Source organism: Bacillus nitratireducens, assembly GCF_001884135.1.
GTDB lineage: Bacteria > Bacillota > Bacilli > Bacillales > Bacillaceae_G > Bacillus_A > Bacillus_A nitratireducens.
This window is the reverse complement of sequence record NZ_MAOC01000009.1, coordinates 36,563-60,702: the sequence shown is the minus strand read 5'-3', so window position 1 is coordinate 60,702 and position 24,140 is coordinate 36,563. Positions and strand designations below refer to the sequence as shown.

Annotated in this window: 24 protein-coding genes; 6 read left to right on the top strand and 18 right to left on the bottom strand. The window is 37.0% G+C overall.

Annotation, left to right across the window (positions count from 1 at the left end; translation table 11 throughout):
* Positions 1 to 46: 46 nt before the first annotated feature.
* From BAU23_RS04140 to BAU23_RS04130, 3 genes are read right to left on the bottom strand one after another with little or no spacing between them, the layout of a single operon-like run.
* Positions 47 to 1,021 (bottom strand): tripartite tricarboxylate transporter substrate binding protein, encoded by a 975-nt coding sequence (locus BAU23_RS04140; RefSeq protein WP_071733592.1) that lies wholly within the window; start codon positions 1,019 to 1,021, stop codon positions 47 to 49.
* Positions 1,018 to 1,695, bottom strand: a complete 678-nt coding sequence (locus BAU23_RS04135; RefSeq protein WP_071733591.1) for a response regulator — start codon at positions 1,693 to 1,695, stop codon at positions 1,018 to 1,020. The genes BAU23_RS04140 and BAU23_RS04135 overlap by 4 nt, the downstream gene beginning before the upstream one ends.
* Before the next feature lie 19 nt (positions 1,696 to 1,714).
* Positions 1,715 to 3,304, bottom strand: coding sequence for an ATP-binding protein (locus BAU23_RS04130; RefSeq protein WP_071733589.1), 1,590 nt, complete (start codon positions 3,302 to 3,304; stop codon positions 1,715 to 1,717).
* 225 nt (positions 3,305 to 3,529) lie between these two features.
* Between BAU23_RS04130 and BAU23_RS04125 the strand changes: the two genes are divergently transcribed.
* Both BAU23_RS04125 and blaIII read left to right on the top strand, forming a co-directional pair.
* Positions 3,530 to 4,852: an MFS transporter gene (locus BAU23_RS04125; protein WP_071733587.1), complete on the top strand. Its 1,323-nt coding sequence runs from the start codon at positions 3,530 to 3,532 to the stop codon at positions 4,850 to 4,852.
* 690 nt (positions 4,853 to 5,542) lie between these two features.
* Positions 5,543 to 6,490 carry a class A beta-lactamase BlaIII gene (gene blaIII / locus BAU23_RS04115; RefSeq protein WP_016128807.1) on the top strand — a complete coding sequence of 316 codons (948 nt, stop codon included), beginning with the start codon at positions 5,543 to 5,545 and terminating at the stop codon, positions 6,488 to 6,490.
* 217 nt (positions 6,491 to 6,707) lie between these two features.
* Here blaIII and BAU23_RS30105 read toward each other — a convergent pair whose 3' ends face one another.
* The 8 genes from BAU23_RS30105 to BAU23_RS04085 form a co-directional block, all read right to left on the bottom strand.
* On the bottom strand, positions 6,708 to 6,866 hold the full coding sequence (locus tag BAU23_RS30105) for a hypothetical protein (protein ID WP_002087303.1): 159 nt from the start codon (positions 6,864 to 6,866) through the stop codon (positions 6,708 to 6,710).
* 151 nt (positions 6,867 to 7,017) lie between these two features.
* Positions 7,018 to 7,179, bottom strand: a complete 162-nt coding sequence (locus tag BAU23_RS30100) for a hypothetical protein (protein ID WP_002150223.1) — start codon at positions 7,177 to 7,179, stop codon at positions 7,018 to 7,020.
* Between the two features lie 288 nt (positions 7,180 to 7,467).
* Positions 7,468 to 7,992 (bottom strand): hypothetical protein, encoded by a 525-nt coding sequence (locus tag BAU23_RS04110; protein ID WP_071733585.1) that lies wholly within the window; start codon positions 7,990 to 7,992, stop codon positions 7,468 to 7,470.
* Positions 7,993 to 8,254: 262 nt separating this feature from the next.
* The gene (locus BAU23_RS04105) at positions 8,255 to 9,226 is read right to left on the bottom strand and encodes an ABC transporter ATP-binding protein (protein WP_071733583.1); all 972 of its coding nucleotides are present in this window, start codon (positions 9,224 to 9,226) and stop codon (positions 8,255 to 8,257) included.
* Positions 9,219 to 10,211: an ABC transporter ATP-binding protein gene (locus tag BAU23_RS04100; protein WP_002087306.1), complete on the bottom strand. Its 993-nt coding sequence runs from the start codon at positions 10,209 to 10,211 to the stop codon at positions 9,219 to 9,221. The genes BAU23_RS04105 and BAU23_RS04100 overlap by 8 nt, the downstream gene beginning before the upstream one ends.
* A gap of 27 nt (positions 10,212 to 10,238) precedes the next feature.
* Complete coding sequence (locus BAU23_RS04095; RefSeq protein WP_001065300.1) at positions 10,239 to 11,090, bottom strand: ABC transporter permease; 852 nt, start codon at positions 11,088 to 11,090, stop codon at positions 10,239 to 10,241.
* 6 nt (positions 11,091 to 11,096) lie between these two features.
* Positions 11,097 to 12,047 (bottom strand): ABC transporter permease, encoded by a 951-nt coding sequence (locus BAU23_RS04090; RefSeq protein ID WP_000278765.1) that lies wholly within the window; start codon positions 12,045 to 12,047, stop codon positions 11,097 to 11,099.
* A gap of 251 nt (positions 12,048 to 12,298) precedes the next feature.
* On the bottom strand, positions 12,299 to 13,888 hold the full coding sequence (locus BAU23_RS04085; RefSeq protein WP_071733581.1) for an ABC transporter substrate-binding protein: 1,590 nt from the start codon (positions 13,886 to 13,888) through the stop codon (positions 12,299 to 12,301).
* Between the two features lie 472 nt (positions 13,889 to 14,360).
* Here BAU23_RS04085 and BAU23_RS04080 point away from each other — a divergent pair, with 472 nt between their 5' ends.
* The gene (locus tag BAU23_RS04080) at positions 14,361 to 14,699 is read left to right on the top strand and encodes a hypothetical protein (RefSeq protein WP_071733579.1); all 339 of its coding nucleotides are present in this window, start codon (positions 14,361 to 14,363) and stop codon (positions 14,697 to 14,699) included.
* 563 nt (positions 14,700 to 15,262) lie between these two features.
* The gene (locus BAU23_RS04075; RefSeq protein ID WP_071733577.1) at positions 15,263 to 15,796 is read left to right on the top strand and encodes a TcaA NTF2-like domain-containing protein; all 534 of its coding nucleotides are present in this window, start codon (positions 15,263 to 15,265) and stop codon (positions 15,794 to 15,796) included.
* A 631-nt stretch (positions 15,797 to 16,427) separates the two neighbouring features.
* Here the strand turns inward: BAU23_RS04075 and BAU23_RS04070 are convergent.
* From BAU23_RS04070 to BAU23_RS04045, 7 genes are all read right to left on the bottom strand, one after another.
* Positions 16,428 to 17,405 (bottom strand): ornithine cyclodeaminase family protein, encoded by a 978-nt coding sequence (locus tag BAU23_RS04070; protein WP_071733575.1) that lies wholly within the window; start codon positions 17,403 to 17,405, stop codon positions 16,428 to 16,430.
* An 18-nt stretch (positions 17,406 to 17,423) separates the two neighbouring features.
* A complete protein-coding gene (locus BAU23_RS04065; RefSeq protein ID WP_016128803.1) occupies positions 17,424 to 18,428 on the bottom strand; it encodes a proline racemase family protein in 1,005 nt (334 codons plus the stop codon).
* Between the two features lie 365 nt (positions 18,429 to 18,793).
* A complete protein-coding gene (locus tag BAU23_RS04060) occupies positions 18,794 to 19,255 on the bottom strand; it encodes a VOC family protein (protein WP_071733573.1) in 462 nt (153 codons plus the stop codon).
* A 243-nt stretch (positions 19,256 to 19,498) separates the two neighbouring features.
* Entirely contained in the window at positions 19,499 to 20,701 is a 1,203-nt protein-coding gene (gene lhgO / locus BAU23_RS04055; RefSeq protein ID WP_071733571.1) for an L-2-hydroxyglutarate oxidase, read from the bottom strand.
* A gap of 58 nt (positions 20,702 to 20,759) precedes the next feature.
* Entirely contained in the window at positions 20,760 to 21,698 is a 939-nt protein-coding gene (gene glaH / locus BAU23_RS04050) for a glutarate dioxygenase GlaH (protein ID WP_071733569.1), read from the bottom strand.
* A gap of 310 nt (positions 21,699 to 22,008) precedes the next feature.
* Positions 22,009 to 22,137 (bottom strand): hypothetical protein, encoded by a 129-nt coding sequence (locus BAU23_RS30770; protein WP_276327593.1) that lies wholly within the window; start codon positions 22,135 to 22,137, stop codon positions 22,009 to 22,011.
* Between the two features lie 91 nt (positions 22,138 to 22,228).
* Positions 22,229 to 22,582: a DUF3870 domain-containing protein gene (locus tag BAU23_RS04045; RefSeq protein WP_071733567.1), complete on the bottom strand. Its 354-nt coding sequence runs from the start codon at positions 22,580 to 22,582 to the stop codon at positions 22,229 to 22,231.
* Between the two features lie 240 nt (positions 22,583 to 22,822).
* Between BAU23_RS04045 and BAU23_RS04040 the strand changes: the two genes are divergently transcribed.
* Positions 22,823 to 23,038 carry a YflJ family protein gene (locus tag BAU23_RS04040; RefSeq protein WP_001036193.1) on the top strand — a complete coding sequence of 72 codons (216 nt, stop codon included), beginning with the start codon at positions 22,823 to 22,825 and terminating at the stop codon, positions 23,036 to 23,038.
* 461 nt (positions 23,039 to 23,499) lie between these two features.
* A complete protein-coding gene (locus BAU23_RS04035) occupies positions 23,500 to 24,000 on the top strand; it encodes a DinB family protein (protein ID WP_001273686.1) in 501 nt (166 codons plus the stop codon).
* Positions 24,001 to 24,140 lie beyond the last annotated feature (140 nt).

Here is a 24,140-nt window from a genome sequence, read left to right as displayed (position 1 = left end):
TACCAAACTATGTATAAAAGAAAAATCATACGCCATACCGTATGATTTAATAATTTCCATTATTACCCACTAGCTCCCCATACTCCTGACTACTCTCCTCAAGAAACACCCTACTCTCTCCACTATTCTTATAAAAAGAATTCCAACCTCTCTCCCTCAAAATCCCCTTCCAACTATCACTCTCCACCATCTGCTTAATGATACTATCCCAATAAGCAACCTCTTCTTCCGTCATATCTTTCAGGCCCATAATCCCTTTCCAGTGCTGGAAGATGACGTTGATTCCTTGTTCTTTCCATGTTGGGATTTCTGGTAGGTGGTCTAGTCGTTTTGGTGCGGATACGGCTAGTATTTTTATTTTGCCGGCTTTGTATTGTTTTTCGGCTTCGGATAGGGTCATTGTTGCCGCGCCTATTTGTTTGTTCGTTAGGGCGTTTATAATTTTTTCTTTGTTTTCGTAGACGAAGAATTGTAGTTCGGCAGGATTTATGCCGAAGGCTTTGCTTACTTGTACAAATGATAGGTGATCGTCGTTTCCTAGGCCTGGGGCAACGCCGATTTTGAAGTTTTTCTTGTCTTGTTTTAGTTGTTCCATTAGTTCGTTTGCGTTTTCTATGTTCGATTCTTTTGATACGACAACGACTTCCCAATCTGATGCAAGTAGCGCGAGCGGTGTGAAGTCTTTATATGTTAGTTTACTGTGGCCTAGTAGGTTGTTCGTTATGAGTAAGCTTGAGTTAATCGCCAGTACGTGACCGCCTTTTTGTTTCGTATATTTCCATCCGACATCACCACTGCCGCCTACTTTATTTGTGACTGTGATTGGTTTTGTGAAGATTTTTTCTTCTGTCAACGTTTTTTGCATCGCTCGTGCTGTTAAGTCCCATCCTGCTCCTTGAACGTTTGGTGCAACGATTTCTACTTTGTCTATGTTTACTGTATTCGTTTGAGTTTTTTCCGAAGAACAACCAGCTATTACTCCTGTCATGATCCATATACATAGTAATAATCGTTTTTTCATAGTCCTCGTCCTATGCGATATTTTCGTTCTGGTCGTCCGATAATGCCGTATGTGTACTCTACTGTGCATTCGTTTGTTGCTACTAAGTATTCTAGGTATCTTCTTGCGGTTGTTCTGGAGGCTCCCATTTGTTCTCCCATTTCTTCTATTGTAATGCCCTCATCGAATCCTTTTATAATCCCTTTCACCTTTTGCAGTGTTAATGGATCAACACCTGTCGGTAAGTTTTTCATATCTGTTACTTGCGAGGTACCGAAGAAGTTATCGATGAGTGCTTGATTTACTTCATTGTTACTATGTAATAATTGCTTCTTTCTTTTATAGTCTTCAATGGTTCGAACAAATTTATCTAACGTGACCGGTTTTATAAGGTAATTGCTTACGCCGTTTCGAATTGCCTTTTCTAACATATAGTTTTCATTCGCCGCTGTAACCATAATGACGTCAACGTTTGGAAAGTCAGCATGGATTTTCGGTAATAAGTCCGTTCCAATTCCATCTGGTAAATAATTATCTAATAGAAGTAAATCGATTTCTTCCCTTTGTAGTAGTTCCATCGTTTCTTTTGCGTTCAATGCTTTTCCAATCACTTTTACGTCTTTTATTTTTGATAAAAACTCTTCCTGAATTTGCGCGACGCGGAAATCATCTTCTGCGATTGCAACCTTCAACATATGCCCATCCCCCTGTTTGTCATGTACTTTCTCTCAATGTTTTTGGAAGGTAAATTGTAAAAATAGCTCCCCCATTTTTCTCGTTTTGAATTTCAATTGTTCCTTGTAGTAGATCTACCATTTCTTTTACATTTGCTAGTCCGTAACCACGATCATTTCCTTTCGTTGAAAATCCTTTTTGAAAAATAGTTGCGATTTTTTCTGTCGGTACTCCCGCTCCACTATCTATCACTTCAAACACAATATCGTGTCCAATATCCGTAACAAAGAAGGAAACATTCTTCTCTTCTTGTGCACTCACCGCATCAAACGCATTGTCGATTATGTTTCCAACAATCGTAATGAGGTGTGAAACTTTTATATGGTCTGGTAATGGCTGAAGCGCACTATCTCCTTCAATATGAAAATCAATTTTCTTCTCAGATGCTGTTCCGATTTTTCCTAATAAAATAGCTTGTACTTTCGCATCATGAATTTGATGGAATAAAATATGATTTTGGCTTTGATGAATATTAGATTCTTGTTGAATAAATTCAATCGCTTCTTTGTAATGTCCTAACTGAAGTAATCCTGATAAAACGAACAGCTTATTTGTAAATTCATGCGTTTGAGCACGTAAGTCCTCGGAATATTTTCTTACCTCAGATATTGTATTCACTAGATTTTGCAGTTCTGTTTTATCTCTAAAACTACATACAACACCTACCGTACTGTTATTTTCGAGTATCGGTGTCCTATTTAAAATAAACACTTTATCTTGAAACGCTATTTCTTGATCGTTTTCTAGTACTCTCTCCATATTAAATTCCGGTAAAACTTTTGAAATGTGCTGCTGCATATAATCATCATTTACATGCAGCATCTCTTCTGCCGACGTATTCATCATTGTAATAAAACCATTTTGATCAATAGCGATAATCCCTTCTTTTATAGATAGTAGTATCGCGCTTCGTTCCCGGTATAACGCTGCAATTTCGTTCGGTTCCAAACCGAGTGTATCTTTACGAATGCTACGTGCTAAAAGAATGCCGCCAATGATTCCAACTAGTAATACCGCTAAGGAAAAGAGTATAATTTCTTTCGTTCTGCTCAGTATGTTAGATTCAATACCCTTTATTAAAAACTCTACTGTCACAACGCCTACGACTTGATCGTAGTCTCCGTTATGAACAATAATGGGTGCCTTCGCCATTAAAGCCGGACCACTTTCGCCATTTCCTTCGAGTGTATAATAGCCACCAAAAGTGAGTGCTTCATAGTTATATGGATTGTTACTTTTTGTTCCAATCAACTCAGAATTAGAATGTGAATACATAACCCCATAACGATCTTCCACAATTACATAATCTGCACCAGCTTGCTCACGAACTTGTTCCGCAATGGATTGAATCGTACTTTTATGCTCGTTGTATTGAAAAGCATCTTTTATAGCTGGCATAAAAGACAAAGATTTAGCCGTTTGCAGAGCTAACTGTTCTACTTGGCGCTTCGTATCAACGGACTGAATGTAAACAAATATTCCTGCTAACAGGAGAACGACAAATAAAATTAACGTAATAATTAAGCTTACTATTTTTGTTTGCAATGATACTTTGCGTGATCTCTTCATACTTCATATCCTTTGATAAAATATTCAAAACTATCAATCTCCTTTTTCTATTATTATGACAAAACTAATAATGAAGCAACTATTAAAAATCTCCATGTACATAAAGTACAAAAAGAATAAAATTGTCATAATATTGAGATTTCAACTCGAGAACAGTACAATTCAACTATATTGAACACGCTTTCATAATTATCATTTTATTTATAAGCAAGAGGAGGAATTATTATGGCTCAAGTAAAATCTAACCGAGTCGCTGGCAATATCTTTAAAGGTTCCGTCGGCAATTTAATTGAATGGTACGACTGGTACGTTTACTCTGCTTTCGCTGTTTACTTCTCAGCAGAGTTCTTTCCTAAAGGAGATCCAACGAGTCAGTTACTGAACACAGCAGCTATTTTCGCAGTCGGATTTTTAATGCGCCCTATCGGAAGTTTATTAATGGGACGCTATGCAGATCGGCACGGACGCCGGGCAGCATTAACGCTTTCCATTACAGTTATGGCCGGTGGTTCTTTAATTATCGCCTGTACACCTAGTTACGAAAGCATCGGTATTATGGCACCAATTATTTTAGTTCTTGCCCGTTTATTGCAAGGGTTATCACTTGGCGGAGAGTACGGAACTTCCGCAACATATTTATCTGAGATGGCTAGTAGTGGACGCCGTGGTTTTTATTCAAGTTTTCAATATGTAACGCTCGTTGCTGGACAGATGGTTGCGTTAGGCGTTCAAATTGTTCTTCAGCAATTACTAAGCGAACCAGATATGAAAGCTTGGGGATGGCGTATTCCATTCATTATTGGTGCGATGGGAGCAGTAGCTGTATTATGGCTTCGACGTACAATGGATGAATCAGAGCAGTTCTCAAATATGGAATCGAAAAACCGCGAAAGCGCAGGAACCGTTCGCACTCTTATGAAGCACCCGAAAGCAGTCTTAACAGTAGTCGGTCTAACACTAGGAGGCACTGTCGCATTCTATACGTACACAACATATTTACAAAAGTTCATGGTAAACACAGTCGGTCTCCCGAAAGAAGTTGTAAGCTGGATTAACTTTGTCGCACTACTTATATTCGTTGTACTTCAACCGATTGCAGGGCTATTATCCGATAAAATTGGACGCCGCCCACTATTAATGGCTTTCGGTATTCTCGGAACGTTACTAACAGCACCAATCTTCTTCTTTATGGAAAAAACGACAGAACCAATCGTAGCATTTTTACTCATGATGGTCGGCCTCATTATCGTTACTGGTTACACTTCCATTAACGCAATTGTAAAAGCCGAACTCTTCCCAACTGAAATTCGCGCACTTGGCGTAGGTTTACCATATGCACTAACAGTTGCGATATTCGGCGGAACAGCCGAGTTCATCGCATTATGGCTAAAAAGTATCGGAATGGAATCACTATTCTATTTCTACGTAGCTGGATGTATCGCGATAAGCTTTATTACGTATTGGCGTATGGATGAGTCATCGAAGACTTCGCAGATTGAGGCGGAGCTTAGTGGTGGAGATAAACTAGCTAATAATAAATCTAGTTAAAATTATGTATTCTATGTTCTTCGTTTACCTGAATTCGATTTGCTTTATCTAAAAAAGCATAATTCATTAATATACAATTTAAAAACCTCTACTTATATGTAGAGGTTTTTGTATGACGAAAAAACGCGTAGTTCCATTGTTATTTTACAAACCCCAAATTCTTCCTCATCTTAAAGTGGAACAAATCTATCCCTTAGAGTGTCTAATAAGTGTATTTCTAATACTAGTTGTCCAGATTGGATACAACATATCCCGTTTGACATCTATTTTTATGTATTACAAAAAAAAGAAAGGACTTATTATTCCCAAAAGTAAAAAGTATGTATTGTAATACTTTCACAGGTGAACCATTACAAGTGGAAACAAAAAAGAAACAGCCCAAACCGTGACTTATCAATCATATAAAGTGAAACTTTAATCAGTGGGGGTTTTGTTCATCTCCCGCTGATTATCAGCCCTCACCAATCGGGATTTTACGGGCAGCCCGACCCCCACCTAACTTCTTTGCTTCCGCTGAATTTTGAGGTGGGGGTCTTACTGCCCACAAATAGCGGGATAAACGTTTTGGATGTCCTTTAACCTGTGAAATTTTAGCTACAGTAGTATTGTTACCCTATGCCATCTTTAATTGCATTGGTATTTAGAATACCTAGACAAAATCCATATATTCTTGAAAGAGGTTGAAAATTTATGTTCGTTTTAAACAAGTTCTTTAACATTTTACATTACAAAAAGATTGTGCCTGTAGTATTACTTTCATGTGTATCACTTATAGGTTGTTCCAATAGTAACACTCAATCTGAACCACCTAAACAAACGAATCAAGCTACTCAAATTAAGCAAGAAAATACAGGTAATCAATCTTTCGCTAAACTTGAAAAAGAATATGATGCTAAGCTTGGTATTTATGCACTGGACACAGGTACGAATCAAACTGTTGCTTATCATTCCGATGATCGTTTTGCATTTGCATCTACATCTAAATCATTAGCTGTGGGCGCTCTTTTACGCAAGAACTCATTAGAAGCTCTTGATCAAAGGATTACGTATACTCATGAAGATCTTTCTAATTATAATCCAATTACTGAAAAGCATGTTGATACAGGAATGACGTTAAAAGAACTTGCAGATGCTTCTGTTCGATATAGTGACAGCACAGCACATAATTTGATTCTTAAACAGTTAGGAGGGCCCTCTGAATTTGAAAAAATCTTGAGAGAAATGGGAGATACTGTTACTACTTCAGAACGATTTGAACCTGAATTAAATGAAGTGCATCCAGGAGAAACACATGATACCAGTACACCAGAAGCGATAGCTAAGACACTTCAATCATTTACATTAGGAAATGCACTTCCAACAGAAAAACGTGAACTATTAGTAGATTGGATGAAGAGAAATACAACTGGAGATAAATTGATTCGTGCGGGCGTACCAAAAGGATGGGAAGTAGCTGATAAAACAGGCGCGGGATCTTACGGAACAAGAAATGATATCGCAATTATTTGGCCACCAAATAAAAAGCCGATTGTTCTTGCTATACTTTCTAATCATGATAAAGAAGATGCTAAATACGATGACAAACTTATTGCAGACGCAACCAAAGTCGTGTTAAATACCTTAAAAGCTACGGAATAAATGATAATAGGTTAAAAGTTTTCTATTTTAGGCGGGTGTTTTCATCAACTAAAAATTTAATAGTGTCCCAAAAACGAAATTTGGTGCTAACTTGTAATAAAAGGATCATTTTTATTGTTTGGGGATAAATCGTTCTTTAAGCTTGATGGCGATTTGGTGCTATCCCTAAAACATCTGGACTTTAATAGCCAACTAAAAAATGCAAACAAAAAGACCTTTAATCAGTCGTTTTGTTTGCATTTCCTTTTTCTAAAACCACAGAAAAGATAAGTACTATAGTTAACACCATAATAAACCTTACTTCACTTCCATCACTTACAAAAAATGAATACAAAGTATAAATTAAAATTAATATTCCATAAATAACTTTGTGCAATGAACTCCCCCCTTTTTTGCCGTATATATTTTAGTGTAAAAATTTAATTCAAGCCCTATATCAAAATGAAAATAAAAAGCACCTGTGATATACACAAAGTGCTTTTCTCTTGTCAATTTATCTATTTTCACTATATTTATCTATTTTCTTTTTATAACTCAAATTTCTTCGAATCGTACTTTTCTAGAGTTTGCTGCAATTCATTTTGTTCATATGGAATATGTTTATCTGTCTGTACATCTTCAACATTTTCTCCACCCGTTAATAATCTCCTGTACTTAAAAGAGTGCCCTGTTAATACTGTTGTAATCATTTTGTATTGCCCTCCTTTTGTTTGATTACTTGTATCATAAAACAAGTATCTGAAGTTGATATGTAGTTTATCTAGAGTGTATGTAAATTTAAAAAATCTCTAATAAAATGTTTATGTTGTAACGTTACCACCAAAACTAGTGCTTCAAACACCATAATTTGAAGAGACAGTAACCCATATTCTAGTTTGAATTCCCACTACAGTTCTATATTGAGTAAAACCAGTGGATCCCTATAATATAAAAAGAGCACCACTTTTTGGATGCTCTTCGTTATAACTATATATTATTTAATTTCCTTCTTTTGTTGGTACCATTTTTCCTTCTTGAGAGTCTGTACCCTCTGTTCTTTCAACTGTTTTTGCATGTTCTGATTTTTCAGGGGCTCCCATTTCAAATCCAGATTGAGAATCTGTACCTTCTTTTGTTGGTACCATTTTTCCTTCTTGAGAACCTGTACCTTCTGTTCTTTCAACAGTTTTTGCATGTTCTGGTTTTTCAGGGGCTCCCATTTCAAATCCAGGCTGAGAATCTGTACCTTCTTTTGTTGGTACCATTTTTTCTTCTTGAGAACCTGTACCTTCTGTTCTTTCAACAGTTTTTGCGTCTCCTTTAGGAGTTGCTGGCACTGCATCTTTAGGTAAATCAAAGTTTTGTGAGAAAGACGTTGTTCCATCTGCACTTTGTGTAATTACTTGATTTGAACTATCTTCATTTGACTTTAAATTGTCCATTTTCGTATCATCTGCACCTACTGCACCTCCCGCTACCAATCCTGTACTTAAAAGTGCTCCTGCTAATAATGTTTTAATCATTTTTCATTACCTCCTGTTTATTTGTAATATTCATCAAAAAAGTATCTAGAGTTAATGTTTTAATCATTATCTTTATCTACTTGCTTTTTGATTACATTTAGCATAAGACAAGAATCTATAGTTGATATGGACTGTATCTGGAGATTATGTAAAGAAAAATAGATGATCAATTGTTTATTATATAAATTATTTAACGCTACAAGCCATACCAGCTATCATATTACCAACTGAAATACCACCAGGTTCCCCCGATGCTCTCCCTCTAAAACAAATGACAAGCCACCTCATGCCCCTTCGCAATCTCAACCATCTTCGGTACTTCTTGCGCGCATTTTTCAGTGGCGAATTTACAACGCGTTCTGAATTTGCAGCCGGATGGTGAGTTGAGTGGGCTTGGTACTTCACCCTCTAGAATGATCCGTTCTTTGCCTGTGTTTGTTGGATCTGGTTCTGGCATGGATGAGAGTAGTGCTTGTGTGTATGGATGTGCCGGTTTTGTGTATAGGTCTTCGCTTTCGGCAATTTCTACTATGTTTCCTAAGTACATGACTCCGATTCTATCTGATATGTGTCTTACCATGGATAGGTCATGTGCGATGAATAAGTATGTGACGCCTGTTTCTTCTTGGATGTCTTGCAGCATGTTTACGACTTGTGCTTGGACTGAGACGTCTAGTGCTGAGATTGGTTCGTCACATAGGATGAAGTCAGGTTTTACAGATAGTGCGCGCGCGATGCTGATGCGCTGTCTTTGCCCTCCGCTAAATTCGTGCGGGTAGCGATATAGGTGTTCTTCTTTTAGGCCTACTTTTTTGAGAAGGTCTAGAATGATTTCTTTTCTTTCTTCGGCTGTGTAAGAGCCGTGAATGTTCATCGGTTCGCTAATAATTTGGAATACGTTCATTGCCGGGTTTAATGATGCGTATGGATCTTGGAAAATGATTTGCATTCTTTTTCGATATTCTTTTAGTTCACTTTCTTTTAGATCTGCGATATCTTTTCCGTCGAATAGGATATTACCTGAAGTGACATCGTGTAAGCGAATGATGCTTCTTCCTGTCGTTGATTTTCCGCAGCCCGATTCTCCTACTAGCCCAAATGTTTCACCCTTTTTAATTGTGAAGCTTAGGTCATCGACTGCTTTTAATTGCTCTGTTTTTCTGCCGAATAGTCCTTTTTTAATAGGAAAATACTTTTTTAAGTTCCGAACTTCAATTAAGTTTTCTTCATGCATGGGAATCACCTACCGCCCTATCGTTTAGCCAGCACATAGAGCGTCTTCCGTTTCCGATTTCAAAATATGGTGGACGTTCTTTTTCACAAATGTCCATTTTATGTGGGCAACGCTCTGCGAATGGGCAACCTTTCGGCGGGTGTAGTAAGTTTGGCGTTACACCTTGAATTGGCGCTAGTCTTTCTTTTACGCCGTTCGATATTTTTGGCAGAGAGTTTAATAGCCCTTTCGTATATGGATGATTCGGCGATTGGAAAATATCAAGTACATGCCCTTCTTCCATAATAAGTCCGCCGTACATAACGATGACGCGTGTACAGTTTTGCGCAACAATTCCAAGATCATGCGTGATGAGCAATAACGACATATTCGTTTCATTTTTTAAGTTTTTCATTAAGTCTAGTATTTGCGCTTGTATCGTTACATCAAGTGCTGTCGTCGGTTCGTCCGCAATGAGAAGGTCTGGGTTACAAGACATCGCCATTGCGATCATAACCCGCTGCTTCATTCCGCCGCTTAGTTCATGCGGATATTGTTTTACCCTTTCTTCCGGTGAAGAAAGACCAACTTGTTTTAGCAAATTGACCGCGATATTTTGTGCTTCTTTCTTTTTCACTTTTTGATGCCGAATAATTACTTCCGTCATTTGCTTTCCAATTTTCACAACTGGATTTAATGCCGACATTGGATCTTGGGAGATAAGTGAAATTTGATTCCCTCTAATAGAGCGTAATTCTTTCTCCGATTTAGAAAGCACGTTTTCATTTTGAAAAAGAATCTCTCCTTCTTTCACTTTCCCCGGAGGCGTAACGAGGGCCATAACGGATTTCGCCATAACGCTCTTTCCGCTTCCCGATTCGCCAACAATCCCAACGACTTCACCCTTTTTCAGACTAAATGAAACGCCGCGAACCGCTTCTACTTCGCCGTCTTCTATGAAAAAAGAAGTCTTTAAGTTTTTTACTTCTAATAGTTTTTCAGACACGCTTTTCACTCCCCCTCACTTAAAGCATTAGTTCTCATGATGAGCCCCTTTTGGTGCGAAAGCTTTTTTCAACGCTTCACCGATTACGTTAAAACTTAGTACTGTTAATAAAATAAGGAACCCTGGGAAGAGTGTTAAATACCAAGCTTCACCTATATACCCTTGCGCATTATTTAGCATGCTGCCCCAAGAAGAATCTGGTTCTCTAATACCTAATCCTAAGAAGCTAAGTGATGATTCCATTAAAATAGATGTCGCAATTGTTAATGTCGCTGCGATTATAATGGTCGATAAAATGTTAGGAATGATGTGTCTTACAATAATCATGAGTGATTTTTGTCCAGATACTTTTGCATATAAAACGTACTCACGCTCTTTTACAGATAACGTTTCTGCCCTTACGATACGCGCGGTGTCCATCCACGTTAATAATCCGATAATAAGAACAAGTGTTGTAATTCCTGGTTTTAAATAAGCATTTAATAACAGCATTAAAAAGAATGATGGAATCGACATTAAAACTTCAACAATTCGCATTAAGAAGTTATCTAACTTTCCGCCAAAGTATCCACTTATTGTTCCTACTGCGGTCCCGATTGTAATAGAAACAACCATCGCTAGAAAACCAACCGCAAGCGAAACTCGTCCGCCATATAACGCTCTCGTTAAGTAATCCCTTCCGTAATCATCCGTGCCGAAAGGATGACTTAAACTTGGTTCTTGTAAACGATCTGGAATCGACATTTTGCTAGGATCATACGGTGATACGAATGCGAAAAGAGACGCTATTGTTAAAACCGCAAGTATAATAACTCCCATTAGTACAAACTTATTTTTCGTAAAACTATTTTTTATCGTTTGAAATCTCCTATTATTCATTCCAAATCACCCCCTCATTCGAATGCGCGGATCTACTACGCCATATAAAATATCAGCAATTAAATTACCGAGAATTAACATGAACGATGATAATAATGTGATTGCCATAATAATTGGATAATCAAATCTAAAAATAGCATTTACCCCAAGTGAACCAAGTCCCGGCCATGAGAATACTGTTTCCGTAATGAACGCTCCGCCTACTAAACTTGGAATGGATAATCCGAAAATTGTAATGATCGGTATTAATACGTTTCGAAGTACGTGATTAAATAAAACTGTTTTCTTTGAAGCACCGTACGCATATTGAATTTGTACGTAATCTTCTTCTAATTGCTGAATTGTGCTGGAACGAATATATCTCATATAAACAGAGATGTTTTGGAACGCTAGCACCATGCAAGGTAAAATGCCGTGCTGGACAATATCCCAGAAGGAATCTTGACCGACTGTGCGCATACCCATACTCGGAAGCAAGTTCAACTTTAGAGAGAATAAGTAGATTAATAGTAACGCGAACCAAAAGACTGGCATTGAGATTCCCACATAGGAGATAAAGTTCACGATGCGATCAAAGATAGAATTCTTTTTCACCCCTGTAAATAGTCCAAGTGGTATTGCGATTACAAATGAAACGAGTAAAGATGATCCCATTAACCCGATTGTTGCAGGTAATCTTTCTGTAATAAGTTCTAAAACAGGACGGTGATTTTGAAGTGAGTATCCAAAGTTTCCTGTTAAAATATTTTTCAACCATAAAATATATTGCATGTAAATCGGTTGATCTAGTCCTAAACTTTTGCGAATACGCTCGACGTCAATCGGACTCATATTCGGCGTTACAAAGTTTCGAACGGGATCGCCCGGCGCTAGTTTTATTAATAGAAAAGAAATAATAGAAATAACAAATAAAAGCGGAATTGCATTTAAAAGCCTCTTTGCAATTACTTTATACACAAACTTCCCCCCTCAAGATAAAGTGAAACTTTAATCAGTGGGGGGTGTTCATCCCCACTGATTATTAGCCCGAACCAATCGGGCATTTACGAGCAGTTGATCTCCCACCTCACTTCTTTGCTTCAGTTGAATTTCGAGGTGGGAGTCTTACTGCCCGTTAATGCGGGATAAAGTGAAACTTTCATTAGCCCACATCAATCAGGCTTTAACTTGATAAAGAAGCTGATTTCCACCAGCTTCTTTACTGTTTCTTATTTCACTTCATAAATCTTAGATAGATCTTCAAACATTGTAACTGGAATTGCTTTTGCTTCTTTTAATCCATCAAACTTTTTATCTACTGCAATAACTGCTTTCGGATATGCGATTGGTAGATAAGGTAAATCTTCTCTAGCTGTCTCTTGAATTTTATGGTATAGTTCTGCGCGTTTCGTTTTATCTGTTTCAACTGCAGCTTCTTCCCATAACTTATCGAAATCAGCGTTTTTATAACGTGCATAATTGTATTCAGCATTGCTTAAGAATAAGCTCTTATATGAATCTGGCTCAGGTCCCATTATGTAACCACCGAATGTAATATCATATTCTTTATTCGCTTTATCTAAGCTTTTTTCACTTGCTGCACTAGCATCTAATGCATTCAGTTCAACTTCTAAGCCAACTTCTTGTAATTTTTGTTGTGTATAAAGCGCTAAGCTTTCCATAATTTTATTATTCGTTACATACATAACGCGTACTTTTTCTTTATCTTTTACACCAGCTTTCGCTAATAAATCTTTCGCTTCTTTTTTATCATACTTATAATCTTTAATGTCTTTTGCATAATACATAGCGTCTGGCGTTAAGATTGAATTTGCTGGTTCTGCAAATTGACTAGAAACGAATGCTGAGTTAATCATTTCTTTCTTATCTAATGCATGCGCAATTGCTTGGCGCACTTCTTTTTTCTTCATAAGATCTGTATTTTGGTTATAAGATAAGTAGAATAATCTACCTTCAGGGAATGTCACCATTGAGAAGTTCCCCGTGCTATCTAATTTCTTAAAGTCTTGCGGCTCAATCATCTTCATGTTGATTTGACCATTTTGTAGTGAAACATTTGCTGTATTACGGTCTTTTACAACACGATATACGATAGAGTCTAATTTAGCTTTACCACCGACATAATCATCGAATCGATCTAATGCAACGTACTCATCTGATTTATACTCTTTAAACTTAAATGGACCTGATCCAACAGGTTGTAGGTTTTTCTTACTCTTCACTAAATCTGCTTCACCTTCAAATACATGTTTCGGAATTGGGAAGAAATCATTCATAACCCCTTCGAAAGATGCACTTACTTGTGGTAATACGAACTGAGTCGTTAGCTCATCCACTTTTTTCACCTCAAGCGGCTTTCCTTTAAAAATAAAGTTTTCACGGCTTGAACTATTTTGCTTCTCATCTAAAATAGATTGAAATGTAAATACAATATCGTCTGATGTAATTTTCTTACCATCATGCCATTTCAAATTATCTTTTAGTTTTAAAGTCCATGTTAATTGATCCTCTGAAGGCGTAAAGCTCTCAGCAAGAACAAACTTTTTCTTACCGTCTTCCATATGATACAGCGGTGCATATAAAGCTTGCTGTACGGTTAACGACACACGATCATTCGCATAAAGCGGGTTCATCGTATCTGGATTATCACTAACACCAACTGTTAACGTTCCTCCATCTTTCGGAGTCCCTGACGTACTAGTTCCTGCTTGCTTCGAAGAATCTTTTTCCCCTGAGCAAGCCGCTAATGCAATAAGTAATAGTAGGACAAATGGTAATGCAAACAACTTCTTCTTCATATTTCGACCCCTCTCGACTATTTACACCTATAAGAAAACTCGGAATTAATACCGAGTTTTCTTATAGGTTTTAAATTACCACTACCCGTATGTATTGTCAAACTTTTTCGCAAAGGTAGAAAGTTTGAAATCTATCAATGAATTCTTGCGATAAAGTGAAACTTTAATCAGTGGGGGTTTTGTCCATCCCCCACTGATTATTAGCCTTCACCAATCGGGCTTTTACGGGCAGTTGATCTCCCACCTAACTCCTCCGCATTCGCCGAATTTTGAGGTGGGAGTCTTACTGCCCGTTAATGCGGGATAAAATATATTTATGCGGAGGAGAAAATAAAAAGACCACGAATAGCTGGCCTAGCAAAATGAGTTAGAAAACTAGCAGCCTACAGAAAGTTTCTCTGAAGTGGTTGTTATATATAATTGAAAATGTAGAATGAGATTAAAGATAAAAAAACATTTTTAGGAGGTTATCATGACATTTGATGAATTGAAAAAAAACAAACCAACAACCTCATGGGTTGAGTATGATGAAGATGGGGAATTTTTCACTGAAGAAAATATAAGTGCAACAAATAAAGTTCTCGACACTTACATTAACAATTTAGAGCAATTAGGTGAGAATCCAACCGAAGTCGAAGTAATGCAAGTTGTTAAAGAGGTAGTTATTAAAATAAATGAATTAAATATCGAACATGACCATTTTATCGAAACAATGGAAAGAGAAAATCTCTATGAATTTATCGATACAGGAGCACGAATAGCTGGCTTAGAATCCGAAGAAGACATAACAGAAGAATGGCGAGAATGGTAAAAAAGCTGCATACTTGGTGTCTAAATTTACTCCTTCATAAAACTTTGTCCCTTATTCTCCAATTAGAAAATGAGGGACAAACAAAAACAACTCCAATAAAGTCAAATACTGATATTTTTCTAAGTTCTTCTTCTCTAACTAAAATTAATCTATTTTCCAAACTCATTTCTCTAATCAATTACCAAGGCATTTTGAACATGAATATCTTATATTCTTTAAGATGTGTATCTTTAAAGTATTAAATAAGTAGAAAAATAGCCGACTCTTTGTATAAAAGTCGGCTGCTTTCTTAGAATTCGAGCCCTCCCATGCGAAGGGGTTCAACAATTACTTGTGAATCCCCTTTAACACTAGCCTTTGCATTACATTTGATATGTGTAACCTTTGCAACATAAGAATCAAATAAACACCACTTTCTCTTACAAAGATATACTTGGCATAAAATAACTAAAGTTCTATTTTTCTCTAAGTTGACATGTTAGAATTACACTAGAATTTATTCATTCATATTTACAAAAGGGGAGATAAAGATTCATGCGTTCTGAAAAAAACGGGGGAACACAATGACGCTAGGCGGTATTATCTTAGGTGGTGCTGCTCTATTTGGCTTTTTAAATGACGGTACAGATTTTATTGGGAAAGTCCTTGATAAAAATCCTTTCAAAGAAACTCAACAACAGCAAAGTGAAGTTATAGCAAAAACAAAAAAATTTTCCAAAACTGAAATTAATGAATTTATGAGTCGCTATAACCGCGCAAGTGTACACGCTCTAAATAACAGTGCAAATGTAAGGGTCCTAAATGACAATGATTTGGATGAAGTTAAAGGTTATCTAACTTCTAAAGGAAGTTTTCAAGCAGCACAACTTCAGGAGATTGATGAAAACTACACCAACAAAACCACAAAGGAACTACTAAAGAGTGAAGTTACAGAGGTAGAAGTAAAAAAACCCAATGAATACGTAGTATACACATACGAAGAATATGATATTTATAATCATGGGAAAAAGAAACCTGCGGATAAGGGTGAGCATAAATACACGCTTATAGTTGATGAAAATAACAAACTTAAGGTAAGTGATCATAAACCATTGTAAATTTTTCTTAGCAAAAAGATAATATACCATTCTATAATGGTTTACATAGGCTTTTTATTACACTTACGTTCTCAATAAAAAACAATTGAGATTAGACAAACTTATGAAGAAATAAAGAAGAATTTTAATCTTCTGGGCAGTTCCAAGCTTACGGAACTGCCTTTTATGTACTGTTTTTACTGCTGCAAATAAAGTATTTTATACACATAAGAATTAGTAAGCAATAAACCCCTCCTCATATTGTTTTATTTACCTTTCATTCATTACAGTTAATAAAATGACACCACAACCTAGGTGAGGTCCCCCTTATATACTAAGCATGATTATCATTCATATAACAGGAAACTTTAAATTAGCTTTTTATATTTCAAACTGTACACAGAAAAATAGCTGACTCTTTATATAAAAGTCGGCCGCTTCCTTATAGTTCGAGTTCTCCCATACGAAGAAGCTCAACAACTGCCTATGACGTCATTTAACCCCTAGCTTTTGCATTACATTTGAGATGCAAAAGCGCATTATAAACCAAAAGGACACCACAACCCCAATACACTTTCATATACAAAAATTTATAAATTACCAAATAAAGTAACTTATCCCAAAATTAAAAAGACCACCAAAAGGCAGTCCCTCAAAACTCAATCCTATTCCCTACCCCATTCTCCACCGCTTTCTCATACAAATACTTCGCAACAATTATATCCACTACCGCCAAACCAACCGATTTGAAAATAATAATCTCTTCATCATTCTCTCTACCAGCTTTTTCTCCGCTTATAATTTGACCAAGTTCGGCGTGGATCGCACTTGCCTCAAATAACCCTTCTTTTATAGGCACTTGAAGATCACCTGTTTCTTCTAGTGCTGCTTCTTTTGATTCGACTATTACTTTGTTAGCGCCCGCGATGGCGTGAGATGGTAGTTCTTGCATGCTCGGTCTAAATGAACCGACGGCGTTTATGTGGACGCCTTTTTGTAGTTTTTCTGAGAAGACTGGTGTGGATGCATTCGTTGTTGTGACGATGATGTCTGCTTCGCTTATTGCTTCATTTGGACTTGCATAGACGTACGCTGGTTTGTTAAATTTCTCTTGTATATATTGCGCGAATGCATAGGCTTTTTCTTCCGTTCGGTTGTATAAAATTACTTTTTCGATATCTCTAACCGCGAATACCGCTTCTGCAATTCCTTTCGCTTGTTCACCTGTTCCGATAATGCACAAGTTTTTTGCATTATGACGAGCTAAATGTTTTGTCGCTACTCCTGATAAGGCGCCTGTTCGAATCATCGTTAAGTATGATCCTTCTAAAAGTGCGAGCGGTTCTCCCGTTTGAAAGTCTGATAGCATCACAATCCCGTTTATCGTTTTCTTTCCTATCTTTTTGTTCTCGGGGACTACTGTTACTACTTTTAAGCCAAGTGCCTCAAGTCCTTCCGCTACTGAAGGCATAATTAATGCCGTATTTTTCTCGTTCGCAAATGGTAATGAGCCGCGAATTGGTGTGATCGTTCTTTCTGCGGAAAATTCTTTTAAAGCAAGCGCCGCGCATTCAATGACTTCGTTCATATTTACTAAGTTTCTTTGTTCGTTTGCGCTTATGACTAGCATATCTTTCACCTCCTCCTTTTAGCTTAACAAAAATCCTCGATTCAAATCATCTCTCGGGTCTACAACGAACTGATGAAACCCTGTAATAAATGCATTCCCCGTTACTTTCGGAATGACAGCTTCATATGTATCTACTGCGGTTACGGATAATACTTCTCCCTCAAATTGGCCGTCAGTAATGCATTCGTGGACGAAAATCTCTCCCTTTTGTAAGGCATCTTTTTCAAAAAGAGTTGCGATTCTTGCGGAGGTTCCTGTACCGCAAGGAGAACGGTCTACTTGCCCATCAGCGAAAATCGTTACATTTCGTAAGCTAGCGTCTTTCCCTTTCGGTTCATCTGAGAAAATAACGCCGTATATTCCTTTTAAATCTTCTTCAAGTGGATGTTTTACTTCCATTTGACTCTCAATGTAGTGCTTAATTTTACCTCCCCACGTTTGAATCGCAGCTAAATCTTTGAAATCAACTTTCAAACCAAATTCTTTACTATCTACAACAGCGTAGAACGCTCCGCCAAATGCGATATCTACTTGGAATTCATAGTCATCTATTTTGATAGGAACGTCTTTCTTATATACGAACGAAGGAACGTTTTCAAATGATACTGACTCTACTTCGCTCCCGTTAAATTTTGCGTACGCAATAACTTCCCCAGCAGGGCTATCAATAATGAATTTTTGTTTTTCCCCTGTCACTTCAAACATACCAGTTTCAATTCCTACTGTAATAACAGCGATAATTCCGTGACCACACATCGTACTCCAGCCTTCATTGTGCATAAATAATACACCAAAATCAGCATGAGCACTCGCAGGCGGAGTAATGAGACAACCGTACATGCCGTGATGTCCTCTCGGTTCATACATAAGTACCTCGCGAAGATGATCCAAATGTTCCATGCAATACGCGCGTCTTTCTAGCTGCGTTTCTCCTTTTATTTCTGGCACTCCGCCCGTAATAATTCGAAGCGGTTCCCCAGCTACGTGTGCATCAATTGTCGTGTACACTTTACTAACCTTCATTTCTATCTCTCCCCTATATGTTGATACTCCTTTTATTGCAAGTATCATGCCAACGCATAGAGTATAAAGTGAAACTTTAATCAGTGGAGGTTTTGTCCATCCCCACTGATTATTAGCCCACACCAATCGGGCTTTTACGGGCAGTTGATCCCCACCTAAATCCTTTGCTTTCGCTGAATTTTGAGGTGGGGGTCTTACTGCCCACAAATAGCGGGATAAATCTGTATACATTTTTTGAAAAATACACACCACTGTCTACTTTTTTATACAGTAGGTGATTATTGGCCCCAAAACAAAAAAATCCCCCGAAAACTCAGGGGGTGATTTAAGCCATAGATTTGCGGGATTTGAGTTAAAAATCGAATTTATTCTTCACTCTCCAAGCTTTCCCACTCACTCAAATACATGACATCTTGTTTTACGTTTTTCTTTTCAGGAAGTAAACATAGAAATTCTAAAGAATTGCCGTCAGGATCGTAAAAATAAAGGTTTGCAGTCGGTGTCCACGTTTGAACCATAGGCTCGGAAGGTTCAAGACCGAAAGCAGCCCTTGGGCTTATTCCTTTATTAAGAAGCCATTCTCTTGCATGAATGATTTCTTCATAGTTAACCTTGAATGCAAAGTGACTTGTATGGAATGTTTCTTCCGATACCTCCCAAATACCCAGCATTTGTTCCTTCTTATTTTCTTTATCAAACCAAAAGAATGCTACACGGCGTTCTTCAATAGTGTGAGCATGAAATAATCCAAGTTTAGTATAAAACTCTTTTGCCACTTCTAAATTTTTTGTTTTAACATGTGTTTCATATAAAGTACCTGGAAACAAAGCATATCCCTCCTTTATATTTTTAGAAATTCTTATTATAAATCCTATTTTAATAAACTAGAAATAGAAGTGATGTCGTATTTTCTTTAAATAGTTTTCAATTTCGTAGCCCTAATGCTGCAGAAAAACCACCACTGATTAAAGGTTTACTTTATGAGAAGGGGTTCTTCAAATTCATGATTTACGGTAATATTATCGTTCAAAGTGAGGCGGATTTATGACTCAAATCACTCGAGGGACCCATCAAACCCTAACCGCCACCACATCCGGCACTTGCTTAGCAATCTCCTCACCAATCTTTATACTAGCCGTTGCAGCTGGAGATGGCGCATTACAAATGTGCAGAGAATTGATGCCAGGGATAATACAAAAGTCATCAACCATATTTCCGTTTGATAAAATGGCTTGTGCTCTTACACCTGCATGGGTTGGGACGATATCTTTGTCTGTTAGCTCTGGTATTAAGCGCTGTAAGCTTTTTAGGAATGATTGTTTACTGAATGAGCGCACCATTTCTTTTATGCCTTCTTTCATATTTGGCATCGCCATTTTCCAAAAGCCTGTGTATGTCATTGTTTCCATGAAGTCTTTTATATCGAAGTCTGTTTTCGTATAGCCTTCTCGCTTAAAGCTTAATACTGCGTTTGGTCCTGCATGTACGTCGCCGTTTATCATTCTTGTGAAATGAACACCTAAAAACGGGAATTCTGGATTTGGAACTGGATAGATTAAATGTTTTACGAGATAGCGTCTTTCTGGGACAAGTTCATAATATTCACCACGAAACGGAACAATTTTCATATCCGTTAATATGCCTGTCTTTTTCGCAATGCGATCACTATGTAAGCCGGCGCAGTTAATGAGAAATTTCGTTTTAAATGTGCCTTTGTTTGTCTCAATTGTTACAGCGTCTTTCTTCTCAGTAATACGCTCCGCCGCTGTTCCTAAATGTACTTCTCCCCCGCTTTCTAGGATCAAACGGGCAAATGCATAACTTACTCCTTTATAATCAGCAATCCCGCAAGAAGGAACACGGATTGCGCCAAGTCCTTTTACATGCGGTTCAATTTCAGCTAATTCTTCCTTATCTATTTTTTCAATATGTAAATCGTTTTGTAAGCCTCTCTCATATAAGTTATGTAAAAGAGGAATTTCGTCCTTTTCTGTAGCGACAATTACTTTTCCGCACATGTCATAAGCGATGTCATTTTCTTTACAAAATTGAACCATAGCTGCGTTTCCTTCTTTGGCAAACTTCGCTTTATAACTCCCTGGTTTATAATAAATTCCAGAGTGAATTACTCCGCTATTATGTCCAGTTTGATGATGTGCAAGTTCCTTTTCTTTTTCAATGATCGCGATTTTCGCACGAGGGAATTTTTTCGTTAAAGCCATTCCCGTTGAAAGCCCAACAATTCCTCCGCCAATAATTATAAAGTCATACATCCTACTTCCCCCTTAATATGATGAAAGGCAGGCCTTTTTTAAGACCCGCCGTACAAACTTATTTAGAAAAACAACCACGTTGACGCATTAGTTCTCTATATAAATCTTTATTTTTCTCAAATGCAGCTCTTCCGTGCATCCAAAATAAGTTGTTTAAAAGAACTAAGTCACCAATTGGTAATTTCAATGCATGTGTTGCTGGTGAATTTTCAACAGAATATGATAAGTCTTTCAAATAGTTTGCTTGCTCAATATTATCTGGATAAGCGAACTGATCAATAAAGCAAATACACGGTGCGTTATTTACGTCAAAAAATGTTTCACGATAGACGATTTCTTGCGCATTTTTACTTGGTGGCGCTTTATACGTAATTTTAACAGATGCGAGTGAATGCTCTCTAAATTTCTGAAGGTCTTCCCAATCGTCTAAATGTAGTAAACGAGATTCTCCGCCTACTGCATTTTGCTCTTCAATTTTCATCATAAGAAGCCAATCTGTCGGCTCATCAACGAATGTACCGTCTGTATGAAGTGTAAACAATCGGTACGCTTGACGAAGATAAGAATCACTACTATCTGTATCTTTCACATTAAATCTAGCATAATACGTTCCTGTCATTGCATCAAAGTTTGGCTCCCCGATTAAATGTGTTAATGCTGTTGCAAATTTCACGTAGTCTGCTGGATCTGCCGTTTCACCTTGCACCCCAATTGTAAATCCGCCCGTTTCACGGTCATGAATAATGCCGCGAATGTTATCCATAAATGATTGCCCAAAAATCTTTCTCATTCCATCCGCAAGATTAAACCGAGAATAAGGAATGTATTGCAGTGACTGCTCTGAATGCTCTTTTACCTCTTCAAAAAACTGCTTAAGCAATTGCTGGTTTAGCGTAATATGATATAAACGTTTATGCTCTGGATGAGGAGCAATTTCATACCCCTCATATTTCTTTGCAAATTTCATCTTCACATTTTGTTCTGTAATAATCGACATTTCAATTCCTCCCTAATTTAAATATGAAGAACGTATTGACGCTTTTTACAGACAGTTATCCTTATCTTCTTATGCTGAGATTCGGTCTTACTGTCCTAACAACGAAAAAGCCAGTTATACGCATACCACGACATAAAATCGTAGAAACGTACAACTGGCTCATAATTACGAATGTTCTTTAATCTCTTAAAGTACAATAATAATAGACAGTTTGTATGAAAATATTTGTAAAACAGGAAAGCAAGATCGGATATAGAGAAGGCTAATTTCTCGTATGGATCTTATTAATTAAATAATAATTCAAAATATTCTAACTGTCAATTCGTTTTTTATTATTTTCTCGACATACTTTACACATTTTACAAATCCCTTTACTTTCTGCGCACCCTCTTTTTTTCGTCTCTTGTTTTACAACTTGAACTTCACTTAACTTTTTCATAGTTCTTGCCTCCTCAATATAAAAAGCCAGTCGTATCTCTTTAAAAAGAAATACAACTGGCTCTCGTTTATGGTTGTAAACTAGACAGTTTTTATGGTGTCGTTTCCTCGTACTCTCCTCTGGGCTGTTCATCATTTAAATAACTTACATATTGGCGATGTAAATCTTTTACCGCACTGACGATCGCATTTTGCGCTTTTCCTTGATAATGGTCCATAATATCTTGAACGATTTCTTCAATACCATCTTGCAAACTATGTCCTCTCAAAATTTGAGAAACGAAGTCTCTACCGTGCTCTGTCGCAAGCGTACATGACGCTTCAATAATGACGTGATATTTATGATCTGCCTCAATTGTAATCGTTAATGTTTCATACATACTGCGAACAGCCATCCCTTTCGGAAGTCTCGAATGTCCTGCCATAAAAAAAGTCCCTTTACGCATATTTCATCCTCCGTTACTATGTTAAGAGCCAGAAAAACAATGTACACATTTGCATTGAATTTTACTACCCTTATCCTTATAGCTCGTACTTCTGCTAAAGAAGCTCAAGTGGAAAGAAATTACTCTCTTCATTTTCAAACATAAATCCGGGCTTACAGCGAGGCTAATCACTGTCATCCGATAATAAGTTAATCATAATAAAAATAAACTGAATATTCAATATTAAATTCTACAAATTTCATGAATAAAAAAAGAAAATTCTCTCGCCCAGGCACATATACTGTTCAAAAGAAAAAAGGAAGTGGTCTCATGTATTACGGAACAAAGGGCTGGTACGTAGCTGAGCTTAAAAAATTAGGTGTTCGCTATCATGAAGGACGAAAGCTAGAAAGTTACCGCGGACACGTATTACGCAATTTACTAATTGCACAACAAGAGAAGACAAAAGAAGAGTAATTTACTAACAAAACAACTCTCGAGATATATCGTCTATTCAACAAATCCCGTCAAATCTCCCATCTAAACTACCAACTAATCACACATTGATACAAACCAAAAAAGGTCACCTACACAGGCATGCCCATCAACTTAAGAATTCAGAATCACCACAAAATGAAAAAATAAGCTTTTTTGTCACAAGTGTAGCTTTGTAAAAAAGATTGATTAAAAACATCAAACCTCTATAGATTTCTTAGAGGTTTGATGTTTTCTTGTTGGATATTTATGTTAATCTAACGATAAACATTGTGAAGAAATGTAATTCAACTAACGGGGCAGGTTAGTTGAAGATTGCTTTGACCTTTGTTCAACAATTGGGCCATTTAGTTGAAGATCTCATCAAATAAGTAATGATATTTAAAGGAATAATTCATTCTGATAAAGAACATTAAAAAACGTGATGGTAAGGAGGCGATTGTATGGCAAATCATGTAGAAAATCTATATAACTATCATGTATGGGCAAATCAACGGATTATTGATCATCTTAAGACACTTTCTCCTGAGAAATATCAAAAGGAAATGAAAAGTGTCTTTTCTTCTGTTTCAAAGGTTTTATCTCATCTCTATTTGGTGGAATATGGATGGCTTCATACCCTTGAGGGTCAGAGTATGAATGAAGCAATGCAATCTTCATTTCAAATTCAAGAAAAGATTGAGAAACTGCCCATTGAAGACTTAGAAACGGAATTTCACACTTTAACATCCCGGTTTAAAACCTTTTTGAACAGACAGGAAGATATGGAAAAGAGAATAATGTTGGATAATCCATGGGCAGGATTAAGAGAAACAAGTATATCTGAAATGGTCTTACACGTTGTGAATCATGGAACCTATCATAGAGGGAATATTTCAGCTATGTTACATCAGTTGGGTGATTCTTCAGTTATGACTGATTATGCTTTTTATTGGTATTCTTGAAATGTTATTCATTAAGGCTCAGTAAAATAATCAAACTTTTTTATAAAAATCTCATACTTAGCTAAAAAGGGTAGCTCCATTTTGATCAATCTTTATTCAAAATGGAGTTTTTATATTTGTTGTTAAATAAAAAAGGATAA